The organism is Microbacterium resistens (assembly GCF_021172025.1).
Classification (GTDB): Bacteria; Actinomycetota; Actinomycetes; order Actinomycetales; family Microbacteriaceae; genus Microbacterium; species Microbacterium resistens.
The window spans coordinates 3,446,293-3,466,674 of sequence record NZ_CP082781.1; the positions used below are offsets into that span (position 1 = coordinate 3,446,293).

At 72.9% G+C, this 20,382-nt stretch carries 17 protein-coding genes; 5 read left to right on the top strand and 12 right to left on the bottom strand.

From position 1 onward, the window contains the following. Nucleotides 1-57 precede the first annotated feature (57 nt). Entirely contained in the window at nucleotides 58-1,617 is a 1,560-nt protein-coding gene (locus K8F61_RS16260) for a PucR family transcriptional regulator (protein ID WP_231819867.1), read from the top strand. 218 nt (nucleotides 1,618-1,835) lie between these two features. Here the strand turns inward: K8F61_RS16260 and K8F61_RS16265 are convergent, their stop codons facing one another. From K8F61_RS16265 to K8F61_RS16275, 3 genes are read right to left on the bottom strand one after another with little or no spacing between them, the layout of a single operon-like run. Then, a complete protein-coding gene (locus K8F61_RS16265) occupies nucleotides 1,836-2,183 on the bottom strand; it encodes a cupin domain-containing protein (protein ID WP_231819868.1) in 348 nt (115 codons plus the stop codon). Beyond that, nucleotides 2,180-3,583: an NAD(P)/FAD-dependent oxidoreductase gene (locus K8F61_RS16270; RefSeq protein ID WP_231819869.1), complete on the bottom strand. Its 1,404-nt coding sequence runs from the start codon at nucleotides 3,581-3,583 to the stop codon at nucleotides 2,180-2,182. The genes K8F61_RS16265 and K8F61_RS16270 overlap by 4 nt, the downstream gene beginning before the upstream one ends. Before the next feature lie 20 nt (nucleotides 3,584-3,603). Continuing rightward, nucleotides 3,604-4,071 (bottom strand): Lrp/AsnC family transcriptional regulator, encoded by a 468-nt coding sequence (locus tag K8F61_RS16275; protein WP_067247957.1) that lies wholly within the window; start codon nucleotides 4,069-4,071, stop codon nucleotides 3,604-3,606. A 123-nt stretch (nucleotides 4,072-4,194) separates the two neighbouring features. On the opposite strand from K8F61_RS16275, the gene K8F61_RS16280 reads away from it, so the two are divergent. Next, on the top strand, nucleotides 4,195-5,628 hold the full coding sequence (locus K8F61_RS16280; RefSeq protein ID WP_231819870.1) for a gamma-aminobutyraldehyde dehydrogenase: 1,434 nt from the start codon (nucleotides 4,195-4,197) through the stop codon (nucleotides 5,626-5,628). A gap of 30 nt (nucleotides 5,629-5,658) precedes the next feature. Here the strand turns inward: K8F61_RS16280 and K8F61_RS16285 are convergent, their stop codons facing one another. From K8F61_RS16285 to K8F61_RS16300, 4 genes are all read right to left on the bottom strand, one after another. Then, the gene (locus K8F61_RS16285; protein ID WP_231819871.1) at nucleotides 5,659-6,156 is read right to left on the bottom strand and encodes a GNAT family N-acetyltransferase; all 498 of its coding nucleotides are present in this window, start codon (nucleotides 6,154-6,156) and stop codon (nucleotides 5,659-5,661) included. 299 nt (nucleotides 6,157-6,455) lie between these two features. Further along, nucleotides 6,456-7,433 (bottom strand): UDP-glucose 4-epimerase GalE, encoded by a 978-nt coding sequence (gene galE, locus K8F61_RS16290; RefSeq protein ID WP_219086923.1) that lies wholly within the window; start codon nucleotides 7,431-7,433, stop codon nucleotides 6,456-6,458. 76 nt (nucleotides 7,434-7,509) lie between these two features. Then, nucleotides 7,510-8,727, bottom strand: a complete 1,218-nt coding sequence (gene galK / locus K8F61_RS16295) for a galactokinase (protein WP_231819872.1) — start codon at nucleotides 8,725-8,727, stop codon at nucleotides 7,510-7,512. Then, on the bottom strand, nucleotides 8,724-9,980 hold the full coding sequence (locus K8F61_RS16300) for a galactose-1-phosphate uridylyltransferase (protein ID WP_231821571.1): 1,257 nt from the start codon (nucleotides 9,978-9,980) through the stop codon (nucleotides 8,724-8,726). The genes galK and K8F61_RS16300 overlap by 4 nt, the downstream gene beginning before the upstream one ends. Nucleotides 9,981-10,062: 82 nt before the next feature. Here K8F61_RS16300 and K8F61_RS16305 point away from each other — a divergent pair, with 82 nt between their 5' ends. Then, entirely contained in the window at nucleotides 10,063-11,190 is a 1,128-nt protein-coding gene (locus tag K8F61_RS16305) for a LacI family DNA-binding transcriptional regulator (RefSeq protein WP_231819873.1), read from the top strand. 211 nt (nucleotides 11,191-11,401) lie between these two features. Here the strand turns inward: K8F61_RS16305 and K8F61_RS16310 are convergent, their stop codons facing one another. From K8F61_RS16310 to K8F61_RS16330, 5 genes are all read right to left on the bottom strand, one after another. Beyond that, nucleotides 11,402-12,403 carry a hydroxyacid dehydrogenase gene (locus tag K8F61_RS16310; protein WP_231819874.1) on the bottom strand — a complete coding sequence of 334 codons (1,002 nt, stop codon included), beginning with the start codon at nucleotides 12,401-12,403 and terminating at the stop codon, nucleotides 11,402-11,404. Continuing rightward, entirely contained in the window at nucleotides 12,400-13,314 is a 915-nt protein-coding gene (locus K8F61_RS16315; protein ID WP_231819875.1) for a carbohydrate ABC transporter permease, read from the bottom strand. The genes K8F61_RS16310 and K8F61_RS16315 overlap by 4 nt, the downstream gene beginning before the upstream one ends. Then, on the bottom strand, nucleotides 13,311-14,237 hold the full coding sequence (locus tag K8F61_RS16320) for a carbohydrate ABC transporter permease (protein ID WP_231819876.1): 927 nt from the start codon (nucleotides 14,235-14,237) through the stop codon (nucleotides 13,311-13,313). The genes K8F61_RS16315 and K8F61_RS16320 overlap by 4 nt, the downstream gene beginning before the upstream one ends. Nucleotides 14,238-14,330: 93 nt before the next feature. Continuing rightward, the gene (locus tag K8F61_RS16325; RefSeq protein WP_219087118.1) at nucleotides 14,331-15,656 is read right to left on the bottom strand and encodes an ABC transporter substrate-binding protein; all 1,326 of its coding nucleotides are present in this window, start codon (nucleotides 15,654-15,656) and stop codon (nucleotides 14,331-14,333) included. 111 nt (nucleotides 15,657-15,767) lie between these two features. Next, on the bottom strand, nucleotides 15,768-16,865 hold the full coding sequence (locus K8F61_RS16330) for a substrate-binding domain-containing protein (protein ID WP_067250063.1): 1,098 nt from the start codon (nucleotides 16,863-16,865) through the stop codon (nucleotides 15,768-15,770). 129 nt (nucleotides 16,866-16,994) lie between these two features. Here K8F61_RS16330 and K8F61_RS16335 point away from each other — a divergent pair, with 129 nt between their 5' ends. Further along, nucleotides 16,995-18,851 (top strand): DUF2264 domain-containing protein, encoded by a 1,857-nt coding sequence (locus K8F61_RS16335; RefSeq protein ID WP_231819877.1) that lies wholly within the window; start codon nucleotides 16,995-16,997, stop codon nucleotides 18,849-18,851. Between the two features lie 340 nt (nucleotides 18,852-19,191). Next, nucleotides 19,192-20,355, top strand: a complete 1,164-nt coding sequence (locus K8F61_RS16340; protein ID WP_231819878.1) for a Gfo/Idh/MocA family protein — start codon at nucleotides 19,192-19,194, stop codon at nucleotides 20,353-20,355. Nucleotides 20,356-20,382: the final 27 nt, after the last annotated feature.

The following is a 20,382-nucleotide window of genomic DNA, read 5'->3' on the forward strand; positions in this document are numbered from 1 at the left end:
TCCCGCCGCACCGTGTCGCGTCCGTCATCGTTCCGTCCGTCATCCGGTGTCCGGTCCGTGCTGACCGTCGCGGAGGCGCTGACGGTCCCCTCCCTCCGGGACGCGCACCCGGAGGTGCTCGCGGGTGACCTCGACGTCCCGGTCCGCTGGGTGCACGTCTCCGACAGCGACCGCGTCGCGGCCCTGCTGGACGGCGGGGAGCTGCTGCTGACCACGGGCGCCGGCTGGGCCGGGACGGACGCGGCTCTCGCCGGGCTCGTCCACGCGCTGGCCGACGCGGATCTCGCGGGGATCGTGCTCGAGCTCGGCACGCGATTCGCCGTCGCCCCGCCCGCGCTCGTCGCAGCCTGTCGCGAGCGGGACCTCGCGCTGGTGGCCCTGGAGCGCGAGGTCAAGTTCGTCGCCGTGACCGAGGACGTGCACCGCCGGATCATCGCCGGGCAGGTCGAGGCGCTGGAGGAGCGGCAGCGCCTGCACGACCTCTTCACCGGGCTGAGCCTTCGCGGGGCCGCTGTGGAGGTCGTGGTCCGCGAGACCGCGAGGGCGCTGCGGGCGCCGGTGGTGCTGGAGGATCTCGCGCACGAGGTCGTCGTCGCCGACGCGTTCGACCTTCCCGATGCCGAGGCGCTCGCCGGGTGGACCGAGCGGTCGCGGCGTCGGGACGCGGCGTGGACGCGCGTGCCCGTCGCCGCGCGGGGGACGCACTGGGGCGAGCTCGTCGCCCTTCCCGGCCCTCCGCATCCGGCCGGCCGGGCGACGGTGCTGGAACAGGCGGCGACGACCCTCGCCCTGTCCCGGCTCTCCGATCCGTCCGACGCCTGGGCGCGGCTGCGCGGCGACCTGCTGCTGGGCGCCCTGCTGGCGGAGCGGTTCGTCGTCACCGCCGACATCGAGACCCGGCTCGCGGCGTCCGGCTTCCCTGTGGCGGGGCGGTCTCTGTTCGCGGTGGTCCAAGGGGCGGGGGCGGGCTCAGTGACGGGCGCCGCGTCCGATGCGGGAGCGGCGGCGAGCGCCGGATCCGTCGCAGGCGCGGGCGCGCGCGGCAGTGGACCCAGCGGGGAGGCGTGGACGCCCGGCGCCCTCGCGACCCGGTTCGGTCCGTCGGCGCCGACCCTGAGCGGCCAGGTCGGATCCGAACGTGTCCTCCTCGTCTCCGCCCCGCAGGGTCAGGGCCTGTCGGATCGGATGCTGGCGGGACTCGGGTCCGTCGCGGTGAGCGAGCCTGCGTCGTCCGTCGACGAGCTGCGCACGGCGCTGTCGCTCGTGCGGAGGCTGGCGCGGCGTGCGGCCCCGGGAGAGGTGCTGCGCGCCGGGGACCGTCCGCTCGCACGCCTCGCCGCCGAGCTCGGCGGCGACGACCGGCTGCGCGCGCACAGCGCACGGATGCTCGGCCCGCTGATCCGACATGACGAGGCGAGCGGCGGGGATCTGCTCCGTGTCCTCGCCGCCGTGGTCGCCCATCCCGCGAACCGGACGGCGGCGGCCGCGGCGTCGCATCTGTCCCGGTCGGTGTTCTACCAGCGCCTCGCACTGATCGGCGACCTCCTCGGCGCGGATCTCGACGACGGCGAGACCCTCGCCGCCCTCCACCTCGCCCTCCTCGCCCACGGCGGCTGACGCCCTTCCTCGTCTCCATCCTCTCCGCGCCGCGCCCCGCCTCCCGCGGCGGTGTTCGCGCGCTCACGCGGATGTCACCCGCTCACGCGGATCTCTCCCGCTCGGGCGGTCTTCGCGTGCTCGGGCGGTGGGTGGGGCGCGGTGCGTCCGCGGGGGCGTGGGATCTCCGCCGGGGCGGGATTCGAGCGCGCGCGCGGAGCGGCGCGGCGAGGCGCGGATCAGGTGATGTAGATCTTGCGGAGGGTCTGGGTCACGGTCCACACCGTCCGCTGGCCCTCGCCCAGGCGGACCACGGAGCCCGGGCCCACCTCGAGGTCGGGCAGCTCCGGGTCCTCGAACGCGATCCGCGCGCGGCCCGAGAGCACGACGAAGACCTCGTCGGCCTCGACGTCTGTCGCGGTGCCGGGCGTCATCTCCCACACGCCGATCCGCACGCCGCCGAGCGTCGAGAGCACGGAGGCGGCGGCGGTGGGCGCACCGTCGATCACCTCGTCGGCGGGAAGCGCGGCGTGCTCGAGCGGCAGCGTCGTCGCGTCCGCGGCCGTGCCCGGTGTCAGTTCCGTCATGAGTCGAACCCCATTCCCAGTGCGTCCAGCGTCTTCAACAGCGGCCCCCGTCGTCCCTCACGATGATCCGCGCGGTCCATCGCGGCGCGGACGAGGTTGATCCCGATCGCGGCGGCGGGCTCCGGCGGGAACGGGATCGGCTTCTCCCGCACCATCCGCAGCTCCGTCCGCTCGGTCACCTCGCCCGAGAGCAGGTCCAGCATCACATCGGCCGCGAACCGCGCCGCTCCGACGCCCAGCCCGGTGAATCCGGTCGCGTACGCCACCCGATCACGGCGGGCGGTGCCGAAGAACGCGCAGAACCGGCTGCACGAGTCGATGGCCCCGGCCCAGCGATGCGTGAACCGCAGGCCCTCGAGCTGCGGGAACGTCGTGAAGAAGTGCGCGGCGAGGCGGCGGTGGCTCTCCATCCGGTCCTCGTACTCCGGGCGCACCTTGCCGCCGAAGTGGTAGATCGCGTCGTAGCCGCCGAACAGGATCCGGTTGTCCGCCGTGAGCCGGTAGTAGTGGAACTGGTTGGCGCTGTCGGCGAGGCCCTGGCGGTTCTCCCAGCCGATCGAGGCGAGCTGCGCGTTCGACAGGGGTTCGGTCATCAGGACGTAGTCGTAGACCGGCACGGTCATCAGCCGGTTGCGTCGGAGCAGCGAGGGGAACACGTTGGTCCCGAGCGCCACGGCATCCGCCTGCACGCTCCCGTGCTCGGTGACGAGCGTCAGCGGACCGGATCCGTCCCCCTCGACCCCGCGGACCAGCGTGCGCTCGTGGATCTCGACCCCGAGCTGCGTCGCGACGCGGGCGAGCTCCAGGCCCAGTTTCGCCGGGTGCACGAGGGCGCAGCCGTCCCGATCCCACGCCCCGGCGAGGTACGTGTCCGAGTGCACCTCGGCGCGGACGGCGTCCTCGTCGAGGAAGCCGTCCTCCTCCCGCAACCAATCGACCTGGTGCGGCTCGACGGCGACGACGAGCTGGCCGGTCCGCTCGAAGTCAGCGCGGATGCCGTAGCGCTCCACGGTCGCGGCGATCCCGTCGAGGTTCTCCCGGCCCAGCTCCTCCAGGCGGTCGATCTCCTCGGGCCAGCGGCTGAAGCCGTTCTCGTGGCCGTGGGTCAGGCTGGACTCGCAGAAGCCGCCGTTGCGTCCCGAGGCGGCCCAGGCGACGCGCGAGGCCTCCAGGAGGACGACGCGGCGCTCCGGGTTCCGTTCCTTCGCGCGGATCGCGGTCCACAGCCCCGTGTACCCTCCGCCGACGATCGCGAGGTCCGCCCGCACGGCGCCGCGCAGCGGAGGATGCTCGGTGCGGTCGACGTCGTCGAGCCAGAAGACCCCGAAGGCGGTGTCCTGGAGAGACGCGTCGACCACGGCGTCCGCCGGACGACGGCGCTCGAAGACGGTGGTTCCCATGGTGCTCCCCGCGGCCCGCCTCAGCGGGTGCCCCAGTTGTAGAGGTCCTTGTGCAGCCCGGCGTAGAGGAAGGACTCCGTGGAGGAGACCCCCTCGATCGCGCGCACCCGCGTGGCGATGAGGTCCAGCAGGTCCTCGTCGCTCTCGCAGATCGCCTCGGCCAGGATGTCGAAGGATCCCAGCGTCACCACGACGTAGGCGATCTCGGGGATCGCCGCGATCGCCTCGGCGACCACGCGCGGGTCGCCGCTCACCCGCACGCCCAGCATGGCCATGCTGGAGAACCCGAGTTGGCGGGGATCCGTGACCGCTACGATCTGCATGACACCGGCCTCGACGAGCCGTTGCACGCGCTGGCGGGCGGCGGCCTCGCTGAGACCGACCGCCCGGCCGATCTCCGCGTAGGGACGACGGCCGTCCTCCTGGAGCAGTTCGATGATCCGCTTCGAGATGTCGTCCAGCACCGGAGTCCGTGGCTTGTCGTCCATGCCCCGATCCTGACACTGGCTGCGTCGGATTGCAACTGAATCCGTTGTTTCCTTGGCGAAAACAGCTGGATTCCGTTGAATCAATGGGCTGCGGGGTGCGTGTGGATCTCCTAGGCTGGGCCCATGTCGACCCGCCTGCTGCAGAACGTCATCGCCGGCCGCTCCGTCCCCGCCCACGGGACGGGCCGGATGGAGCTCATCGACCCGGCCACCGAGGAGGCCTACGGGCAGGCGCCGGTCTCCGACCAGGCCGATGTCGACGCCGCGTACGCCGCGGCCGCGGACGCCTTCTCGATCTGGCGCGACACGACGCCCGCCGACCGGCAGCTCGCCCTGTTCCGGATCGCGGACGCCATGGCGGCGCGTGTCGAGGAGTTCGCCGACCTCGAGTCGCAGGACACCGGCAAGCCCCGCGCGACGCTGGTGGCGGACGAGATCGACCAGTCCGTCGATCAGCTCCGGTTCTTCGCCGGGGCCGCGCGGAGCCTGGAGGGGCGCGCCGCGGGGGAGTACCTCGCCGGGCACACGTCCTACGTGCGCCGTGAGCCCGTCGGCGTGATCGGGCAGGTCACGCCCTGGAACTACCCCCTCAACATGGCCGTGTGGAAGATCGCGCCGGCGCTCGCGGCGGGCAACACGGTCGTGCTGAAGCCCGCCGAGACCACGCCGCTGTCGACGCTGCTGCTGGCGGAGATCGTCGCGGAGCACACGCCGGCCGGGACGCTGAACGTCGTGCTCGGCGACCGGGCGACCGGCGCCGCGCTCATCGCCCACCCCACGCCGCAGATGGTGGCGATCACCGGATCCGTGCGGGCGGGGATGGCGGTGGCGGAGTCCGCCGCCGCGGACCTCAAGCGCGTGCACCTGGAGCTCGGCGGCAAGGCGCCGGCGATCGTGTTCCCGGACGCGGCGCTGGACAAGGCGGCGGCGGGGATCGTGTCCGCGGCGTTCTTCAACGCCGGGCAGGACTGCACCGCGGCGACCCGTGTGCTCGTGCACGCATCGATCCATGACGAGTTCGTGCGGGCGCTCGTCGCTCGCACGGCATCCCACGCCCGGACCGGCGGGCCGCGCGAGGAGGGCGTGTTCTTCGGGCCGCTCAACAGCGCCGCGCAGCTCGCGCAGGTGCAGGGAGTGGTGGACCGGCTCCCCGCCCACGCGCGCATCGAGACCGGCGGGCACCGCCAGGGGGAGCGGGGGTACTTCTTCGCGCCGACGATCGTCTCCGGGCTGCGCCAGGACGACGAGGCCGTGCAGAGCGAGATCTTCGGGCCGGTGCTCACCGTCCAGCCGTTCGAGACCGAGGAGGAGGCCCTGGCCCTCGCGAACGGGGTGCCGTTCGCGCTGGCCGCCTCGGTGTGGACGCGCGATCACGCGCGGTCGCTGCGCTTCTCACGCGATCTGGACTTCGGCTGCGTGTGGATCAACACCCACATCCCGTTCGTCTCCGACATGCCGCACGGGGGCTTCAAGCACTCGGGGTACGGGAAGGACCTCTCGCAGTACGGCTTCGACGACTACACCCGCATCAAGCACGTGATGAGCGCCCTCGACTGAGCCGCGCCCTCGGGCCTCGGGGGTCCGGGATCAGGCGAGCGCGATCACCCGGCGGCGCTCGTGCAGGACCAGTCCCGGGCGCTCGTCGACCTTCGTGCCGCCGTCCTCGATCCAGCCGTGCCGTTCGTAGAAGCTCGCCGCGCGGTCGTTGCCGGCGAGCACCCAGAGGTACGCGCGCCGGCGGCCGTCGGCGCGGAACGCCTCCTCGACCGCGCTGATCAGCGCGTGGCCGACGCCGCGGGACCAGTGATCGGGATCGGCGTAGATGCCCCAGAGCTCGCCCGTCCCCGAAGGCGCCTCCTCGCGCGGATCCCCATAGGAGGCCCATCCCGCGATCCGTCCGTCGTCGTCCGCGACGATCGTGCGCGCGCGCGGCTCGGGAGACTCCGACGCGGGCGCCGGAGTCTCGTCCGTCGCGGCGGACAGGATCCGCCGCCAGCCCTCCTCGCGTTGCGGGATGGAGAGCCCGTCCAGCACCTCCTGCGGCATCAGGCCCCGGTACGCGGTCTGCCAGGAGCGCACGTGCACGGCGGCGATGCCGGGGGGCGTCGGAGGCCAGGGCGGGACGGATCAGCATCCCGCCATGCTACGAGACCGTGCGACCCGCGGCCTCACCACGTCCCGATCCGCGCCCCTCACCGCGTCCCGATCCGCACACTCCGTCCCGATCTGCACACTCCGTCCCGATCCGCGCCCCTCACCGCGTCCCGATCTGCACACTCCGTCCCGATCTGCACACGGATGTCGCCGATCCGTGTGCAGATCGGGACCGGGTGTGCAGATCGGGACCGGTGACCGTGGACCGGGGGGGCAGGGAGCAGGAGGGGTCAGCCGGCGCTGCGCCGCGCCTCCCAGCCGGAACGGACCATCTCGTCGACCGAGTGCCGCATCCGCCAGTCCAGGTCCCGCGCGGCGAGCTCGCCCGTCGCGACGATCCGATCCGGGTCGCCCGGGCGGCGCGGGGCGATCTCGGGGACGAAGTCGATCCCGGTCACCCGGGCCATCGCCTCCATGATCTGGCGCACGGACAGCCCGTCGCCGGAGCCGAGGTTGTAGGCGGCCTCGATCGGTTCCCCGGCCTCGAGACGCTGCGCGGCGGCGACGTGCGCGAGCGCGATGTCGCCGACGTGCACGTAGTCGCGCACGTTGGTGCCGTCGGGGGTGTCGTAGTCGTCCCCGTTGATCCGCGGCGTGTTGCCGGCGAGCAGCGCCTCGAACACGATCGGGAAGAGGTTGTGCGGGCTGACGTCGTAGACGGTCGGATCCGCGGACCCCACGACGTTGAAGTACCGCAGCGACGTGTGCCGCAGGGGACGGTCCGTGCCCGCGGTGGCCACGGCCTGGTCGCGCAGCAGCCACTCGCCGATGAGCTTGGACTCGCCGTACGGGCTCGCCGGACGCTTCTCGGTCTCCTCGACCACGAGCGGGACGTCGGGCGTCCCGAACACGGCGGCGCTGGAAGAGAACACCATGTTGGTCACGCCCGCGGCCTCCATGGCCTCCAGGATCACGCGCGTGCCCTCGACGTTCTGGCTGTACGTGTGGAGCGGACGCTGGACGGAGACGCCCGCGTACTTGAACCCGGCGACGTGGATGACCCCGGTGACTCCGTGCTCCCGGAGCGTGCGCTCGACGAGGTCGCGGTCGAGGATGCTGCCCTCGACGAACGCCACGTCCCCGGGGACGAACGACGCCTGGCCGCTGGAGAGGTCGTCGAGGACCACGGGCGTCATGCCCGCCCCCGCCAGGGCGCGCACGACGTGCGCTCCGATGTAGCCGGCACCGCCGGTGACAAGCCAGGACATGGATCTCCTTCCGTCGCGCGGATCGCGCGTGGCCATTCTCCCCCACCCGCCTGACCGCCCGTGACGCGCGGCCGGTTCAGGCGTCGCGGCGAGGACCCGCCGCCGGCGCCACCGGGAACAGGTGCGGCGCGGAGAAGCCGGCGTCGCGGAAGGCCCGACGGATCGCGGACGAGACGTCGTCGACCCGCTCCGCGTCCACGACGGCGATCGCCGCGCCGCCGAAGCCGCCGCCGGTCATCCGCGCTCCGACGGCGCCGGCCTCCCGGGCGGTCTCCACGGCGGTGTCCAGCTCCGGCACGGAGATGTCGAAGTCGTCGCGCATAGAGGCGTGCGACGCCAGGAGCAGCTCCCCGATCGCGCGCGGGCCGCCTCCGGGCGTCGTGCGGTCGAGGAGGGCGACGGTGTCGAGCACGCGCTGGTTCTCCGTGACGATGTGGCGGACCCGCCGGAAGGTCACGTCGTCCATCGCGGCGGCGGCGCGGTCCAGGTCCGTGACGGAGACGTCGCGCAGGGCGCGGACGCCGAGGATCCCGGCGCCGCGCTCGCAGGAGGCCCGGCGCTCGCGGTATCCGCCCGTGGAGTGTGCGTGCTTCACCCGGGTGTCGATCACGAGCACCGCCAGGCCCTCTGCGGTGAATCCGAGCGGGACCGAACGCGTCTCCAGCGTGCGGCAGTCGAGGAACGTGGCCGCGTCGGCGACGCCGAGCATGGAGGCCATCTGGTCCATGATCCCCGTCGGGGCGCCGACCGCCTCGTTCTCGGCCTGGCGGCCTGCGCGAGCGAGGGCGACGGGATCCAGTCCGCTCTCCCACAGCGCGTCGACGGCCGATCCGGCCGCACCCTCGATCGCGGCGGAGGAGGACAGTCCCGCCCCGAGCGGCACGTCGGACGCGAACACGAGGTCGAGGCCCGGCGTCGTGGCGCCGCCGACGGCCTCCCGGATCGCCCACGCGACGCCGAGCGGGTACGCCGCCCACTCCGGGACGGAGGGGGAGCGGCCGGCCGGGGTGGGGAAGAGGCGATCCAGGTCGGCCACGGCCACCTCGACGGGCTCGTCGGCGAGCGTCGAGGCGACGCGGATCCTGCCGTCGTCGCGCCGGCGGGCCGCGGCGTACGTGCGCTGCGGGATCGCGAAGGGCAGGACGAACCCCTCGTTGTAGTCGGTGTGCTCGCCGATGAGGTTCACCCGCCCGGGCGCGGACCAGACGCCGGAGGGGTCGCCGCCGGTGACAGCACGGAACAGCGCACGGGCGTCGTCGAACGCCGAGGAGGGGGCGGGATCCGACGCGGTCATGCGGTGTCCTCCACGGGGTCGTCCCCGTCCCGGGCGATGGCGTCGCGCAGGGTCGCGGCGGCCGTCTCGGGCGGGATGTCGGCGATCCAGGCGCCCATCGCCGCCTCGGAGCCGGCGAGGTACTTGAGGCGGTCGACGGCGCGGCGCGGCGAGGTCAGCTCCAGGCGGAGCCGGATCGCGTCGCGGCCGTGCGCGCCCGGGGCACCGGCGACCGGCGCCTGGTGCCACGCGGCGATGTACGGGGTCGGACGGGGCGCGGGAGCCTCGGCGCTCCCCGCGGGGCCGGACGCCGGGCCGCCCGGATACCCGTACAGGGCGTCGACACCGCGGAGGAGGCGCAGGTAGAGCGGGGCGAGCTCGTCCTTCTCGGCCTCCGACAGACCGGCGAGGTCGTGCACGTGACGGTGCGGGAGGAGGTGGACCTCGACGGGCCATCGGGCGGCGAACGGCACGAACGCGGTCCAGTGCGTGCCCGCGATCACGATCCGTCCTCCCTCGCGCTCGGACGCCAGGAGGTCGGCGAACAGGTCGGGGCCGTGCGCGGAGATCCGATCCAGAAGCCGCCGGGTGCGCGGCGTGACCGTGGGATAGGCGTAGATCTGGCCGTGCGGATGCGGGAGGGTGACGCCGATCTCCTTCCCGCGGTTCTCGAACGGGAAGACCTGGGCCACGCCGGAGAGCGCGGACAGCGCCCTCGTGCGATCCGCCCAGGCCTCGATCACGGTGCGGGCGCGGCTGGGCGTGAGGGTGCCGAACGACCCCTCGTGCTCGGGCGAGAAGCACACGACCTCGCACCGGCCGTAGGAGGGGCGCGCGTGGCCGAATCCGGAGGGATCGGGATCGAACGGCGGCGCTTCGGGGCCCGGGAGCGCCGGGCCGAAGGACGGCGACCGGTTCTCGAAGACCGCGACGTCGTACCGCGCGGGGACCTCGGACGGGTTTCCTGGGGTCTGCGGGGCGAGCGGGTCCTGCTCCTTCGGCGGGAGGAACGCGCGGTTCTGCCGCGCGGCGGCGACGGAGATCCAGTCCCCGGTCAGCACGTCGTACCGCATGGTGGCCGTCTCCGGCCGCGGATCCAGGGTGCGCGCGTCCACGGCGCGCTCCGGGCCGAGCGCCGTGTCGGCGTCGTCGTAATAGAACAGCTCCCGGCCGTCGGCCAGCCGGGCCGCGCGCCGCACCACGCCAGCGCCGAGCTCGACGACCGCGGTCGTCGCGGGTCCGTCCGGGGAGCCGTCGCCGGACGAGGGATCCATGTTCACGTCAACACGGTAGCCGGGAGGGCGTGATAACGTCAACACTCCAGAGCCTCGGACGGCGAGGGCGACAGGAGCGGACATGGCGCAGCGGCGGGTCTCCATGGCGGCGGTGGCCGCGCGCGCCGGAGTCTCCGGTCAGACGGTGTCCCGGGTCGTGAACGGCAGCCCGCGGGTCGATCCGGGGACGCGGGAGCGGGTCGAGCAGGCCATGGCCGAGCTCGGCTACCGCCCGCACCGCGCCGCCCGAGCCCTGCGGACCGGACGATCCCAGACCCTGGGCGTCGTCGCGCAGACGCTCGCCACGGTCGGCAACTCCCGCATGCTCCAGGCCGTGGCGGAGGCGGCGGCCGGTCGCGGCTACGCCCTCACGGTCGTCACGCTCGGCGCGGACGGAGACATCGCCGCCGCCTTCGACCGGCTCGACGAGCAGGGGGCGGACGGAGCGGTCGTGCTGAACGAGGCCGCGCTCCTCGCCCGCGATGCGGATCCCGGACGCCTCGCCCTCGTCGTGGTGGACTCGCCGCCGGACGACCGATTCGGCGTGATCGGCACCGACCACGAGGCGGGGGCGAGGGAGGCGACCCGGCACCTCCTCGACCGCGGGCACCGCACCGTGCACCACATCGCCGGTCCGGAGGCGTCGTTCGCGGCCCAGGCGCGGGAGCGCGGATGGCGCGCGGCCCTGGCCGAGGCGGGGGTCGCCGCGCCCCGGGTCGTGCGCGGCGACTGGAGCGCACGATCCGGGCGGGAGGCGGCGGAGCGTCTTGCCGGTGCCGCGGGGCTCACGGCCGTCTTCGCGGCCAACGACCAGATGGCGCTCGGTGCGTTGCGCGGGTTCGCGGAGTCCGGACGCCGGGTGCCGGACGACGTCGCGGTCGTCGGGTTCGACGACATCGCCGATGCCGCGGAGTTCCGCCCGCCGCTGACCACGGTGCGCCAGGACTTCGACGCCCTCGGCGAGGAGGCGGTCCGGATGCTCGTCGCGCGGATCGAGGGGTCCGCGCCGGTTACTCCCGCGTCTGCCGATCCCACTGCTTCCCATCTCTCTGCTGCCGATCCCTCCGCTCTCTCTACTGCCGCCCCCTCCGCTCTCCTTGCTGCCGACCCCTCCGCTCTCGCTGCTGCCGATCCCTCCGCGCCGGTTCCGTCTGAGCCCGTCCCCGCGCTCCTCATCCCCCCGACGCTCGTCGTCCGCGCGAGCTCCTGACCCCGGCCTCCCTCTGCCCCGACTTCCTCCACGCCTCGGCCTCCCTCTGCCCCGACTTCCTCCACGCCTCGGCCTCCCTCTGCCCCGACTTCCTGCACGCGAAACCCCCTCTGCCCGCCCAAACCCCCCTTCAGATCCGCTTCTGGGAGGGGGTTTCGATGGGTAGAGGGGGTTTCGGCGAGGGTAACGAGGGATGTCAGAGCGGGGGATGTCAGGCCGTGATGGACAGCTCCTCGACGCGGACCGGATGGGCGAGGGGCTCGCCCGCCGCGAGGCGACGAAGCTCCGCCAGCGCACTGTCGGCGAGGCCCCGCAGCTCGGTGCCGAGCGAGCCCGCGATGTGCGGCGTGAGCAGGACGTTCTCGTGAGCGTAGAGCGGATGCTCCGGCTCCAGCACCCACGGCGTCGTGACGTCCAGGATCGCGTACAGGTCGCCGCGCAGGACCCGGCGGGTGAGCGCGTCCTGATCGATGAGCTCGCCCCGGGCCGTGTTGATCAGCGTGGCGCCCGGCCGGAGCATCGCGATCCGGCGCTCGTCGAGCATGTGCCGTGTCTCGGGAAGGGACGGGGCGTGGATCGAGACGACGTCGCTCGTGGCGACGAGCTCGTCCAGACCGACAGCGCGCACCCCGAGCGCCTCCGCATCCGCCTCGGCGAGGAAGGGATCGTGCACCACGACGTCGTACCCGTGCGGGCGCAGCAGCGCGATGACGTGGCGCCCGATCCGCGAGGCGCCGACGATGCCGACCCGCTTGTCCACGTTCCCCAGACCCGGGAACTCCGCCTGCGCGTCGAGCTCCGAGCGCGTCCGCGCGTACCGTCGGGCGATCGGCAGGACGCGCTTGCCGGCCAGCAGCACCATCGCCAGCGTGAACTGGGCAACGGGGAAGGCGTTCGTCGCCGCGGCGGAGCTGACGAGGATCCCCCGGTGCCACACCTCGTCGGTCAGGTGGTGCTTGACGGAGCCCGCCGCGTGCAGCACGGCGGACAGCCTCGGCGCCGCATCCAACGCCTCGGCGTCGAGCAGCGGGCTGCCCCACCCGGTCACGAGGACCTCGGCGCGGGCGAGGAGGCCGCGGGCGGCGGGGGACTCGAACTCCTCCACCCGCCCCAGCACGTCCCCGACGGCGGCGAAGGCCGAGCGGCGGGCGTCGTCGAACACGCGGTCGTGGAAGTCCTCCGGCACGGCGAAGAGGATCGTCGGACGGCTCACTTCACGCTCCCCGCGGCCAGGCCCGCGCGCCAGAAGCGCTGCAGGAGGATGAACGCCACGATCAGCGGGATCACGGACAGGAAGGATCCGGTGATGACCATCGGCGTGAACTCCGGCTGCGGCAGCGTGTAGCCCTGCCAGATCGACATGCCGACGCTGACGGGGAACAGCTCCCGGTTCTGGAGCATCACCAGCGGGAGCATGAAGTTGTTCCAGATCCCCACGAACTGGAACAGCGCGATGGTGACGAACCCGGGGGTGAGCATGGGCAGGCCGATGCTGACGAAGGAGCGGACCGGGCTCGCGCCGTCCACCCGGGCGGCCTCCAAGACCTCGTCGGGAACGTACGCCGCGCTGAACACACGCGCAAGATACACCCCGAACGGGTTGCAGAGCACGGGGACGAGCACCGCCCACACGGTGTTGGTGAGCCCGACGCTGCTGGCGAGGAGGTAGAGCGGCAGCACGGTGGCGGTGTTCGGGATGAGGACGCCGACGAGCACGGCGCCGAGGAGCGCGCCGCGCCCGCGGAAGCGGAACTTGTCGAACGCGTATCCGGCCATGACGGAGATGAGCCCGCCCAGGAGGGCGCCGACCCCGGCATAGAGGAGGCTGTTGAGCATCCACCGGACGAACACGCCGTCCGCCTCGGTGAGGACGTCGGCGACGTTCTGGACGAGCGCGGATCCGAAGTGGAACCCGGGCGTCCCGTACAGCTCGGACGCGCTCTTGGTCGCGGCGAACACGAGCCAGAGGATCGGCAGCACCATGTAGAGCGAGCCGATCAGGAGGAGCCCGTTGACGACGACCCGGGACCCGAGGGGGTGCGCGGGCCCGCGGCGCCGGGGCGCGGGGGCGGCGGTGCGGCGCCGGAGGTCGGCGGCGGGCGGTGGGGCGGCGGTGAGGGTCATCGCGCCTCCTTCGAGCTGACGCGCGTGACGAGCCAGGACAGGAGCCCGGCGAGCAGCGCGAGGACGATCGAGGCGGCGGCCGCCTGCGGGAGGTTGTGCCGGTTGAACGCCGCGTCGTAAGCCCACATGTTCGGCACCCAGGTGCTGGTCACCGAGGTCGTGGACTGCGCGATGATGTGCGGCTCGGTGAACATCTGGAGCGTGCCGATCACGGTGAACAGCAGCGTGACGCTGAAGGCGGGGAGCACCAGCGGGGCCTTGATCGAGAGGGCCGCGCGCAGCTCGCTCGCACCGTCCACGCGGGCGGCCTCGAGGATGTCGCGCGGCACCGCCTGCAACGCGGTGAAGAGGATGATCACGTTGTACCCGGTCCACTCCCACACCCCGATGTTGACGATCGAGGGGAGCACGACGTGCACGGAGAGGAAGTCGATCTGGATGCCGCCCGAGGCGAGCGCGCCGACGATCGGGCTCACGCCGGGCGTGTACAGGTACGCCCAGATCAGGGCGGCGATGACGCCGGGCACCGCGTGGGGGAGGAAGAGCAGCACCTGGAAGAGGCGCTTGGCGACGGTGACGACGGCGTCGAGGAGCAGCGCCAGCAGCAGAGCGGCGCCGAGCATGACCGGGATGTACATCAGGCAGTACAGGCCGAGGCGGCCGATCCCGGACAGGAAGCCCTCGTCCGTCATCACGTCGGCGTAGTTCCCGAGGCCCACGAACACCGTCTCGGCGCCGCCGAACCCGAGCCCGGAGCGCTTCTCGGCGAAGAAGCTGATCCCGATCGCGTAGGCGATGGGCGCGATCATGACGACGACGAAAAGGGTCAGGAACGGGGCGAGGAAGATCGCGGCGGTGCGTCCTCCGGTGCCGCGCAGCGGAGTGCGTCGGCGGCCCGCGCGGGGTGGGGCGGCGGTGGTCATGGGGTCTCCTCAGAGCAGCGGAAGCGGGGGACGTGGGGGGAGCAGCAGCGGCCGGGCGGGCGGACGGCTGCTTCCGCCCGCCCGGCCGGCGGGTCACTCCGTGACGTCGAGGCCGAGCCCGGTGAGACCGTCGACCGTCTTCTTCTGTGCGGTCGCGTACGCGTCTGCGAGGCTGCCCCCGGCGCCGACGGCGCTCATCGCGTCCTTGAGTGCGGTGTTCGTGATGTCGAAGTTGGGTCCCCACGCCCAGTCGTCCGACACTCGGGCGATGGCCTCGTCGTACACGCCGTACAGGTCGCCCGCGAAGTAGTCGGTCGGGAAGACGCCCTGCGCGACCTCGTTCAGGCCCGGGAAGGCGAGGTAGGCGCTGCCGACGTCGCCGCGGGCCTCGATGGCGGCGGGGTCCGTGGCGAGGAATTCGATGAAGGCCGCAGCGGCCGCCGGGTTGTCGGAGTTCTTCGTGATCGCGAAGCTCGTTCCTCCGTAGAAGGCGTTGGCGTCGTCGCCCCACGACGGCGGCGTCGCCGCGATCCACTTCCCGGCCTGGCCGTTCGCCTCGGTGCGGGACTTGATCCCGGCGGCGCTCCAGCTGGCGCCGAGGACCCCGGCGGTCACGCCGCCCGCCATGTCGGCGGTCCACTCGTCGCTGAACGAGGCTTCGACCTTCACCAGGTCGTCGTCGATGAGACCCTGCCAGTACTCCGCGACCTTCCGGCTCGCCTCGTCGTCGACGCCGACCTTCCAGGCGCCGTCCTCGACGTCGAACCAGTCGGCGCCGGCCTGCCAGGACAGGGCGGCCTGGACGGCGGGCTCGTTCGGGTTGAAGCTCGCCAGGTACTGTCCGGGGTTGGCCGCGCGCACCTTCTCCGCCGCGGCGCGGAACTCGTCCCAGGTCTTCGGGATGCTCACCCCGGCGGCGTCGAGCACGTCCTGCCGGTAGAACATCACCATCGGGGTGGCGTCGTACGGCAGCCCGTAGACGCGATCCTCGAAGGTGACGAGGTTGCGGACGCTCTCGGGGTACTCGCCCAGGGTGTCCTTCGACACGTGCTCGTCGAGGGGGACGACGGCGCCGGTGCTGACGAACTGCGGAAGCTGCGGGTACTCGAAGCCGGCCACATCCGGGCCGTTCCCGGCGGAGATCGCCGTGGCGAGCTTGGCGTATCCGCCGCCTCCTCCGTTCGGGATCTCCTCGAAGGTGACCGTGATGTCGTCCTGGCGGGCGTTGAAGGCCTCGGTGACCTTGTCCATGCCGGGGATGGCGGACCAGAACGTGATCTCGCCGGTCGGCGTCCCCGCGCCCTCGGCGGGAGCGTCCGCGCTCGGGGCGGCGCTGCCGGATCCGGCTGCGCAGCCGGCGGCCAGGGCGCCCGTTGCGATCAGGGCGACGATCGGTGCGAGGGTGCGGCGCACGTGCATGGCTGATTCTCCTTTGAACAGGGCGGCCACGGGATCGGGCGAACGCGGGCCGGCGGAGTCAGGCAACCGCGACGGGGTGCACAATGCAAGCAGATCAGCGCAAAACGAACATTAACGAACATCCCGGGGTGGAACGGTGGAGTCCCGCTCGGTCAGCCGGGGGAGCATGGCGGTCCGGGTGACCGCACGCGGCGCGTCGGAGGAGTGCCGCAGGCGATCCATGCACATGCGCAGCGCCGTGTGCCCGAGGTCGTACTTCGGGGGAGCGACGGCGGTGAGCGGGACGCGGCCGAGCCCGGCGATCTCGTCGTCGTACGCGATGATCGACAGGTCCTCGGGCACGCGGATCCCGCGGTCGGCGGCGAGGTCCACGAGTGACACGGCGTCCACGTCGGTCAGGACGATCGCCGCCGTGGCCCCGTTCGCGAGGAGGGATTCGAGGAAGACGCCGAGCGCCTCGACGGAGGAGTCGTCCCCGGTCAGCGGGGTGGGCAGCACCGCGCGCAGGGCGTCGTCGGGGCCGTCGGCGCGCGAGGTCGCACGCGTGTAGCCGTCGATCAGCCAGGGGCTCGTCGGCGTCTCCCTCGCGGCCAGGGCGATGCGCTCGTGGCCGAGCTCCGCGAGACGGCGGACGGCGAGCTCGGCGCCGTAGGCATGATCCGTGCGCACGCTCTCGACGCGGCCGCCCGTTCGCTCCTCGACCGCCCGCTCCACGACGACGACCGGCAGCGGCGCCTCGGTGAGCACCTCGTGCAGTCGCGTGCCCTCGATGCGGACCCGGCTCGGCGTGATCATCAGCGCGTCCACTCCGCCGGCGATCAGGCGCTCGGCCTGGCGCAGCTCTTCGCGCTCCGAGTAGTTGGTGGTGCCCAGGACCAGGCGGCAGTGGAGCTCTCGGGCGGCGTCCCGGGCACCGCGGATCACCTCGGGGTAGTAGTAGCTCGCGGACGGCGTGATCATCCCGATGGTGGCGACGGGGCGTCTCGGCGCTCGCGAGGAGGCCTGCGCCGGGTCGCGTTGCGCGGCGACGGCCAGCGATACCGCACCGCCGTGAACGCGCACGAGGAGCCCCTGACGCTCGAGCTCGTCCAGGTCCCGCCGCAGCGTCATGCTCGAGACGCCGATGCGCTCGGCGAACCGCGCGGCCTGCAGGGTGCCGCGCAGCTCGAGCTCACGGAGGATGGCGTCGTGGCGACCGTGGGCGAGCATCGGGCCTCCCGGATGTTCGGAACTGTTCGGTTCGTGCGACCGAACGCGGACTCACCCTACACTGGCCGTGTCGTCGGCCCGACGGCACCCGTCAGCGGGGCGGGGTCCGGCCGGCCGCGAAGGAGCCCGATGATCGACGAGGATCTCACCCGTGACGGCTGGCTCGACGCCGCCGACCGACTGCTCGGGGCACTGGCGCCGTTCCGGCTCGACTCGGGAGCCGGGATCCGCCTCCCCGGACGCCCGAGCTGGTCGGGAGCGCGCTCGGACCTCCTCGAGGGATACGCGCGCAGCTTCCTTCTCCTGGCGTTCCGGGTCGCCGGTGCCGGCGGGGCCGATCCCGACGATCTGCTGCCTCGCTACCGCGAGGGGCTGATCGCGGGGACGGACCCGGACCACGAGGACCGCTGGATCCCGATCGTCGATCGCGGCCAGGCCCTCGTCGAGGCCGCGTCGATCGCCCTCGGGCTCCACCTCACGCGGCCGTGGCTGTGGGACACCCTCTCGGCGACGGAGCGCCGACGGGTCGCCGAGTGGATGGCGCCTTCCGCCCACGTCGCGACCGCGGACAACAACTGGGTCCTCTTCCCGGTCGTGATCCAGGAGTTCCTGGCCGGGGCGGGCTTCCCCGCCGATCCGGACGTGATCCGCGGAGGCTTCGCCCGCATCGACGGCTGGTATGAGGGCGACGGGTGGTACCGCGACGGCGACGGGCAGAACTTCGATTACTACAACGCGTGGGCGATGCATCTGTACCCGCTGCTGTGGACGCGCATGGCCGCCGAGCGGGTGCCCTCCCTCGCGACCGAGGTCCGCGAGCGGTCCGAGGAGCGCCTCGCGGCGTTCCTGCCCGCGCATGTCCGCTTCTTCGGCGCGGACGGGACGCCGGTGTTCCAGGGGCGCTCGCTGTCCTACCGCTTCGCCGCGCTCGCGCCGCTCTGGCTGGGTGAGCTCCACGGCGTCTCGCCGCTGTCCCCCGGGCAGACGCGACGGCTGACCTCCCGCGTGCTGCGGCGTTTCGTCGACGGCGGGGCGCTGGACGACGCCGGCGTGCTCACCTCCGGGTGGCTCGGCGCGTTCCCGCCGATGATCCAGGAGTACTCCGGGCCCGCGTCCCCGTACTGGGCGAGCAAGGGCTTCGTGGGACTGCTCCTGCCCGCGGACTGCCCGGTGTGGTCCGCCCCGGGGGAGGCGTCGCCGGTGGAGCGCTCCGATGCGGAGCGGATCCTCGCCGGGCCGGGCTGGCTGCTGTCGACCACGGCATCCGACGGGATCGTGCGCCTGGTGAACCACGGCAGCGACCACCATCCGCTGAGCGGCACCGACGCGCCGCTCTACGATCGGCTCGGCTACTCGTCCGCCACGGCGCCGAGCTTCGAGGCGGACCCGGTCGACCAGCACCTCGCGATCGTGGACGCCCAGGGGCGCGGCTCCCGGCGCGGTCTCATCGAGAGGATCCCGGACGCCGTGCCGGGGACCCTCGCGAGCCGTCACGTCGCGACCGTCCCTCCGGACGATCCGTCGGGGGAGCCGGTGGTCGTCGGGCGGATCGCGACGGCGTCCCTCGTCCACGGCCCGTTCGCGGCGCACCTGCACGTCGTCGAGGCCGAGCCCGGCCGGAGGATCCGCGCCGGGGGCTTCGCGGTGGTCGGCGCCGGTGACGACGTCGCGGCGGGGAGCGGTCGGTCCGAGGTCGTCGGCGGCGGACTCCGCTCCGGGATCGCGGATCTCGGCGGCGGCGCGACGGCCGGGGTCCACCGCGCCCGCGGGGCGAGTCCGTACGGCGGCGAGGCGGTCGTCCCGGTGCTGGAGACGACCGCGGCGTCGGCGCGCACGGTGATGGTCGTCGCGACCTGGCTCACCGGCCCGGGCGCCGACGCGCCGGAACCGCCGGAGCTCCTGGAGCTCGGGGACGACGGGCGGGGTGTCCGGGCGGTGCTCCGCTTCGTCGACGGCGTGGAGCGCGAGCTGCGCCTCCCCGCCTAGCGCCCGCCCCCCGCTCCCGCCCTCTCGCGCCCGCCCTCCCGCCCTCCCGCTCCCGCCCGCTCGCGCTGCCGCCGCGGGGGACACGAACAGAACCGAACATCCGTCGCGCTCGTGCTCGGCTCCTTGTCGAGTGGTCAGCTTTTGTGGGTTGAAAGGCCGTGAACCCGCAGAAACTGACCACTCGACGTGGGGGGAGGCGGGAGGGGGAGGGGGCGGCGTGCGAGGCAGCGGGGCGCGGGAACGGTTGCGCCGGGTGCGCGCGCGTGTCAGGATGACGGGAAAGCGCTTACCCGTCACGGAGCGAGCGCACGACTTCGACGGCACGAGAGAACGGATCACCATGTCACAGGCGACGACCCGCGAGATCGGCATCATCATGAACGGCGTCTCGGGACGCATGGGCTATCGGCAGCACCTGGTGCGCTCGATCCTCGCGATCCGCGACCAGGGCGGCATCGAGCTGCCCGACGGGTCGAGGGTCACCGTGAAGCCGATCCTCGTCGGACGCCACGAGGCCAAGCTCGCCGAGCTCGCCGCCGCGCACGGCATCGAGGACTACACCACGGATCTGGACGCGGCACTGGCCGACCCCCGCTGGGAGATCTACGCGGACTTCCTCGTGACGAAGGCCCGCGCGTCGGCCATCCGCAAGGCGATCGCTGCCGGCAAGGCCGTCTACACCGAGAAGCCCACGGCCGAGAGCCTGGACGAGGCGATGGAGCTCGCCCGCCTCGCCGACGCGGCGGGGATCAAGACCGGCGTCGTCCACGACAAGCTCTACCTGCCGGGACTGCAGAAGCTGAAGCGCCTCGTCGACTCGGGCTTCTTCGGACGGATCCTGTCCGTCCGCGGCGAGTTCGGGTACTGGGTCTTCGAGGGCGACTGGCAGCCCGCGCAGCGTCCGAGCTGGAACTATCGCGCCGAGGACGGCGGAGGGATCATCAGCGACATGTTCCCGCACTGGAACTACGTGCTGGAGAACCTGTTCGGCGAGGTGAGGAGCGTGTACGCGCAGGCCGCCACCCACATCCCCGAGCGGTGGGACGAGAACGGCGAGAAGTACACCGCCACCGCCGAGGACGCCGCATACGGCATCTTCGAGCTGGAGGGCGGGATCATCGCCGAGATCAACTCCAGCTGGACCGTACGGGTGAACCGCGACGAGCTCGTCGAGTTCCAGGTCGACGGCACGCACGGCTCGGCCGTCGTCGGCCTGTTCGGCGCCAAGATCCAGCACCGCAACGCCACGCCCAAGCCCGTGTGGAACCCCGATCTCGCCGACGACCACGACTACGGCGCCGACTGGGCCGAGGTCCCGGTCAACGACGTGTTCCTCAACGGCTTCCGCCAGCAGTGGGAGGAGTTCCTCGTCTCCTACGTCGAGGGCACCGACTACCCGTTCGACCTGCTCGCCGGCGCGCGGGGCGTCCAGCTCGCCGAGGCGGGCCTGGCCTCCAGCGCCGAGGGGCGCAAGGTCGCTCTGCCCGCCCTCGCCCTGGGCTGACCGGGTCGAACCCGAGGAGGAGGAGCC

What these genes read in the sequence shown, in the direction of transcription:
- K8F61_RS16320 (WP_231819876.1), bottom strand. Translation starts at nt 14,237, where the DNA reads ATGACCACCGCCGCCCCACCCCGCGCGGGCCGCCGACGCACTCCGCTG.
- K8F61_RS16300 (WP_231821571.1), bottom strand. Translation starts at nt 9,980, where the DNA reads ATGGATCCCTCGTCCGGCGACGGCTCCCCGGACGGACCCGCGACGACC.
- K8F61_RS16325 (WP_219087118.1), bottom strand. Translation starts at nt 15,656, where the DNA reads ATGCACGTGCGCCGCACCCTCGCACCGATCGTCGCCCTGATCGCAACG.
- galE (WP_219086923.1), bottom strand. Translation starts at nt 7,433, where the DNA reads ATGTCCTGGCTTGTCACCGGCGGTGCCGGCTACATCGGAGCGCACGTC.
- K8F61_RS16330 (WP_067250063.1), bottom strand. Translation starts at nt 16,865, where the DNA reads ATGCTCGCCCACGGTCGCCACGACGCCATCCTCCGTGAGCTCGAGCTG.
- K8F61_RS16315 (WP_231819875.1), bottom strand. Translation starts at nt 13,314, where the DNA reads ATGACCCTCACCGCCGCCCCACCGCCCGCCGCCGACCTCCGGCGCCGC.
- K8F61_RS16275 (WP_067247957.1), bottom strand. Translation starts at nt 4,071, where the DNA reads ATGGACGACAAGCCACGGACTCCGGTGCTGGACGACATCTCGAAGCGG.
- K8F61_RS16340 (WP_231819878.1), top strand. Translation starts at nt 19,192, where the DNA reads ATGTCACAGGCGACGACCCGCGAGATCGGCATCATCATGAACGGCGTC.
- K8F61_RS16265 (WP_231819868.1), bottom strand. Translation starts at nt 2,183, where the DNA reads ATGACGGAACTGACACCGGGCACGGCCGCGGACGCGACGACGCTGCCG.
- K8F61_RS16270 (WP_231819869.1), bottom strand. Translation starts at nt 3,583, where the DNA reads ATGGGAACCACCGTCTTCGAGCGCCGTCGTCCGGCGGACGCCGTGGTC.
- K8F61_RS16305 (WP_231819873.1), top strand. Translation starts at nt 10,063, where the DNA reads ATGGCGCAGCGGCGGGTCTCCATGGCGGCGGTGGCCGCGCGCGCCGGA.
- galK (WP_231819872.1), bottom strand. Translation starts at nt 8,727, where the DNA reads ATGACCGCGTCGGATCCCGCCCCCTCCTCGGCGTTCGACGACGCCCGT.
- K8F61_RS16280 (WP_231819870.1), top strand. Translation starts at nt 4,195, where the DNA reads ATGTCGACCCGCCTGCTGCAGAACGTCATCGCCGGCCGCTCCGTCCCC.
- K8F61_RS16335 (WP_231819877.1), top strand. Translation starts at nt 16,995, where the DNA reads ATGATCGACGAGGATCTCACCCGTGACGGCTGGCTCGACGCCGCCGAC.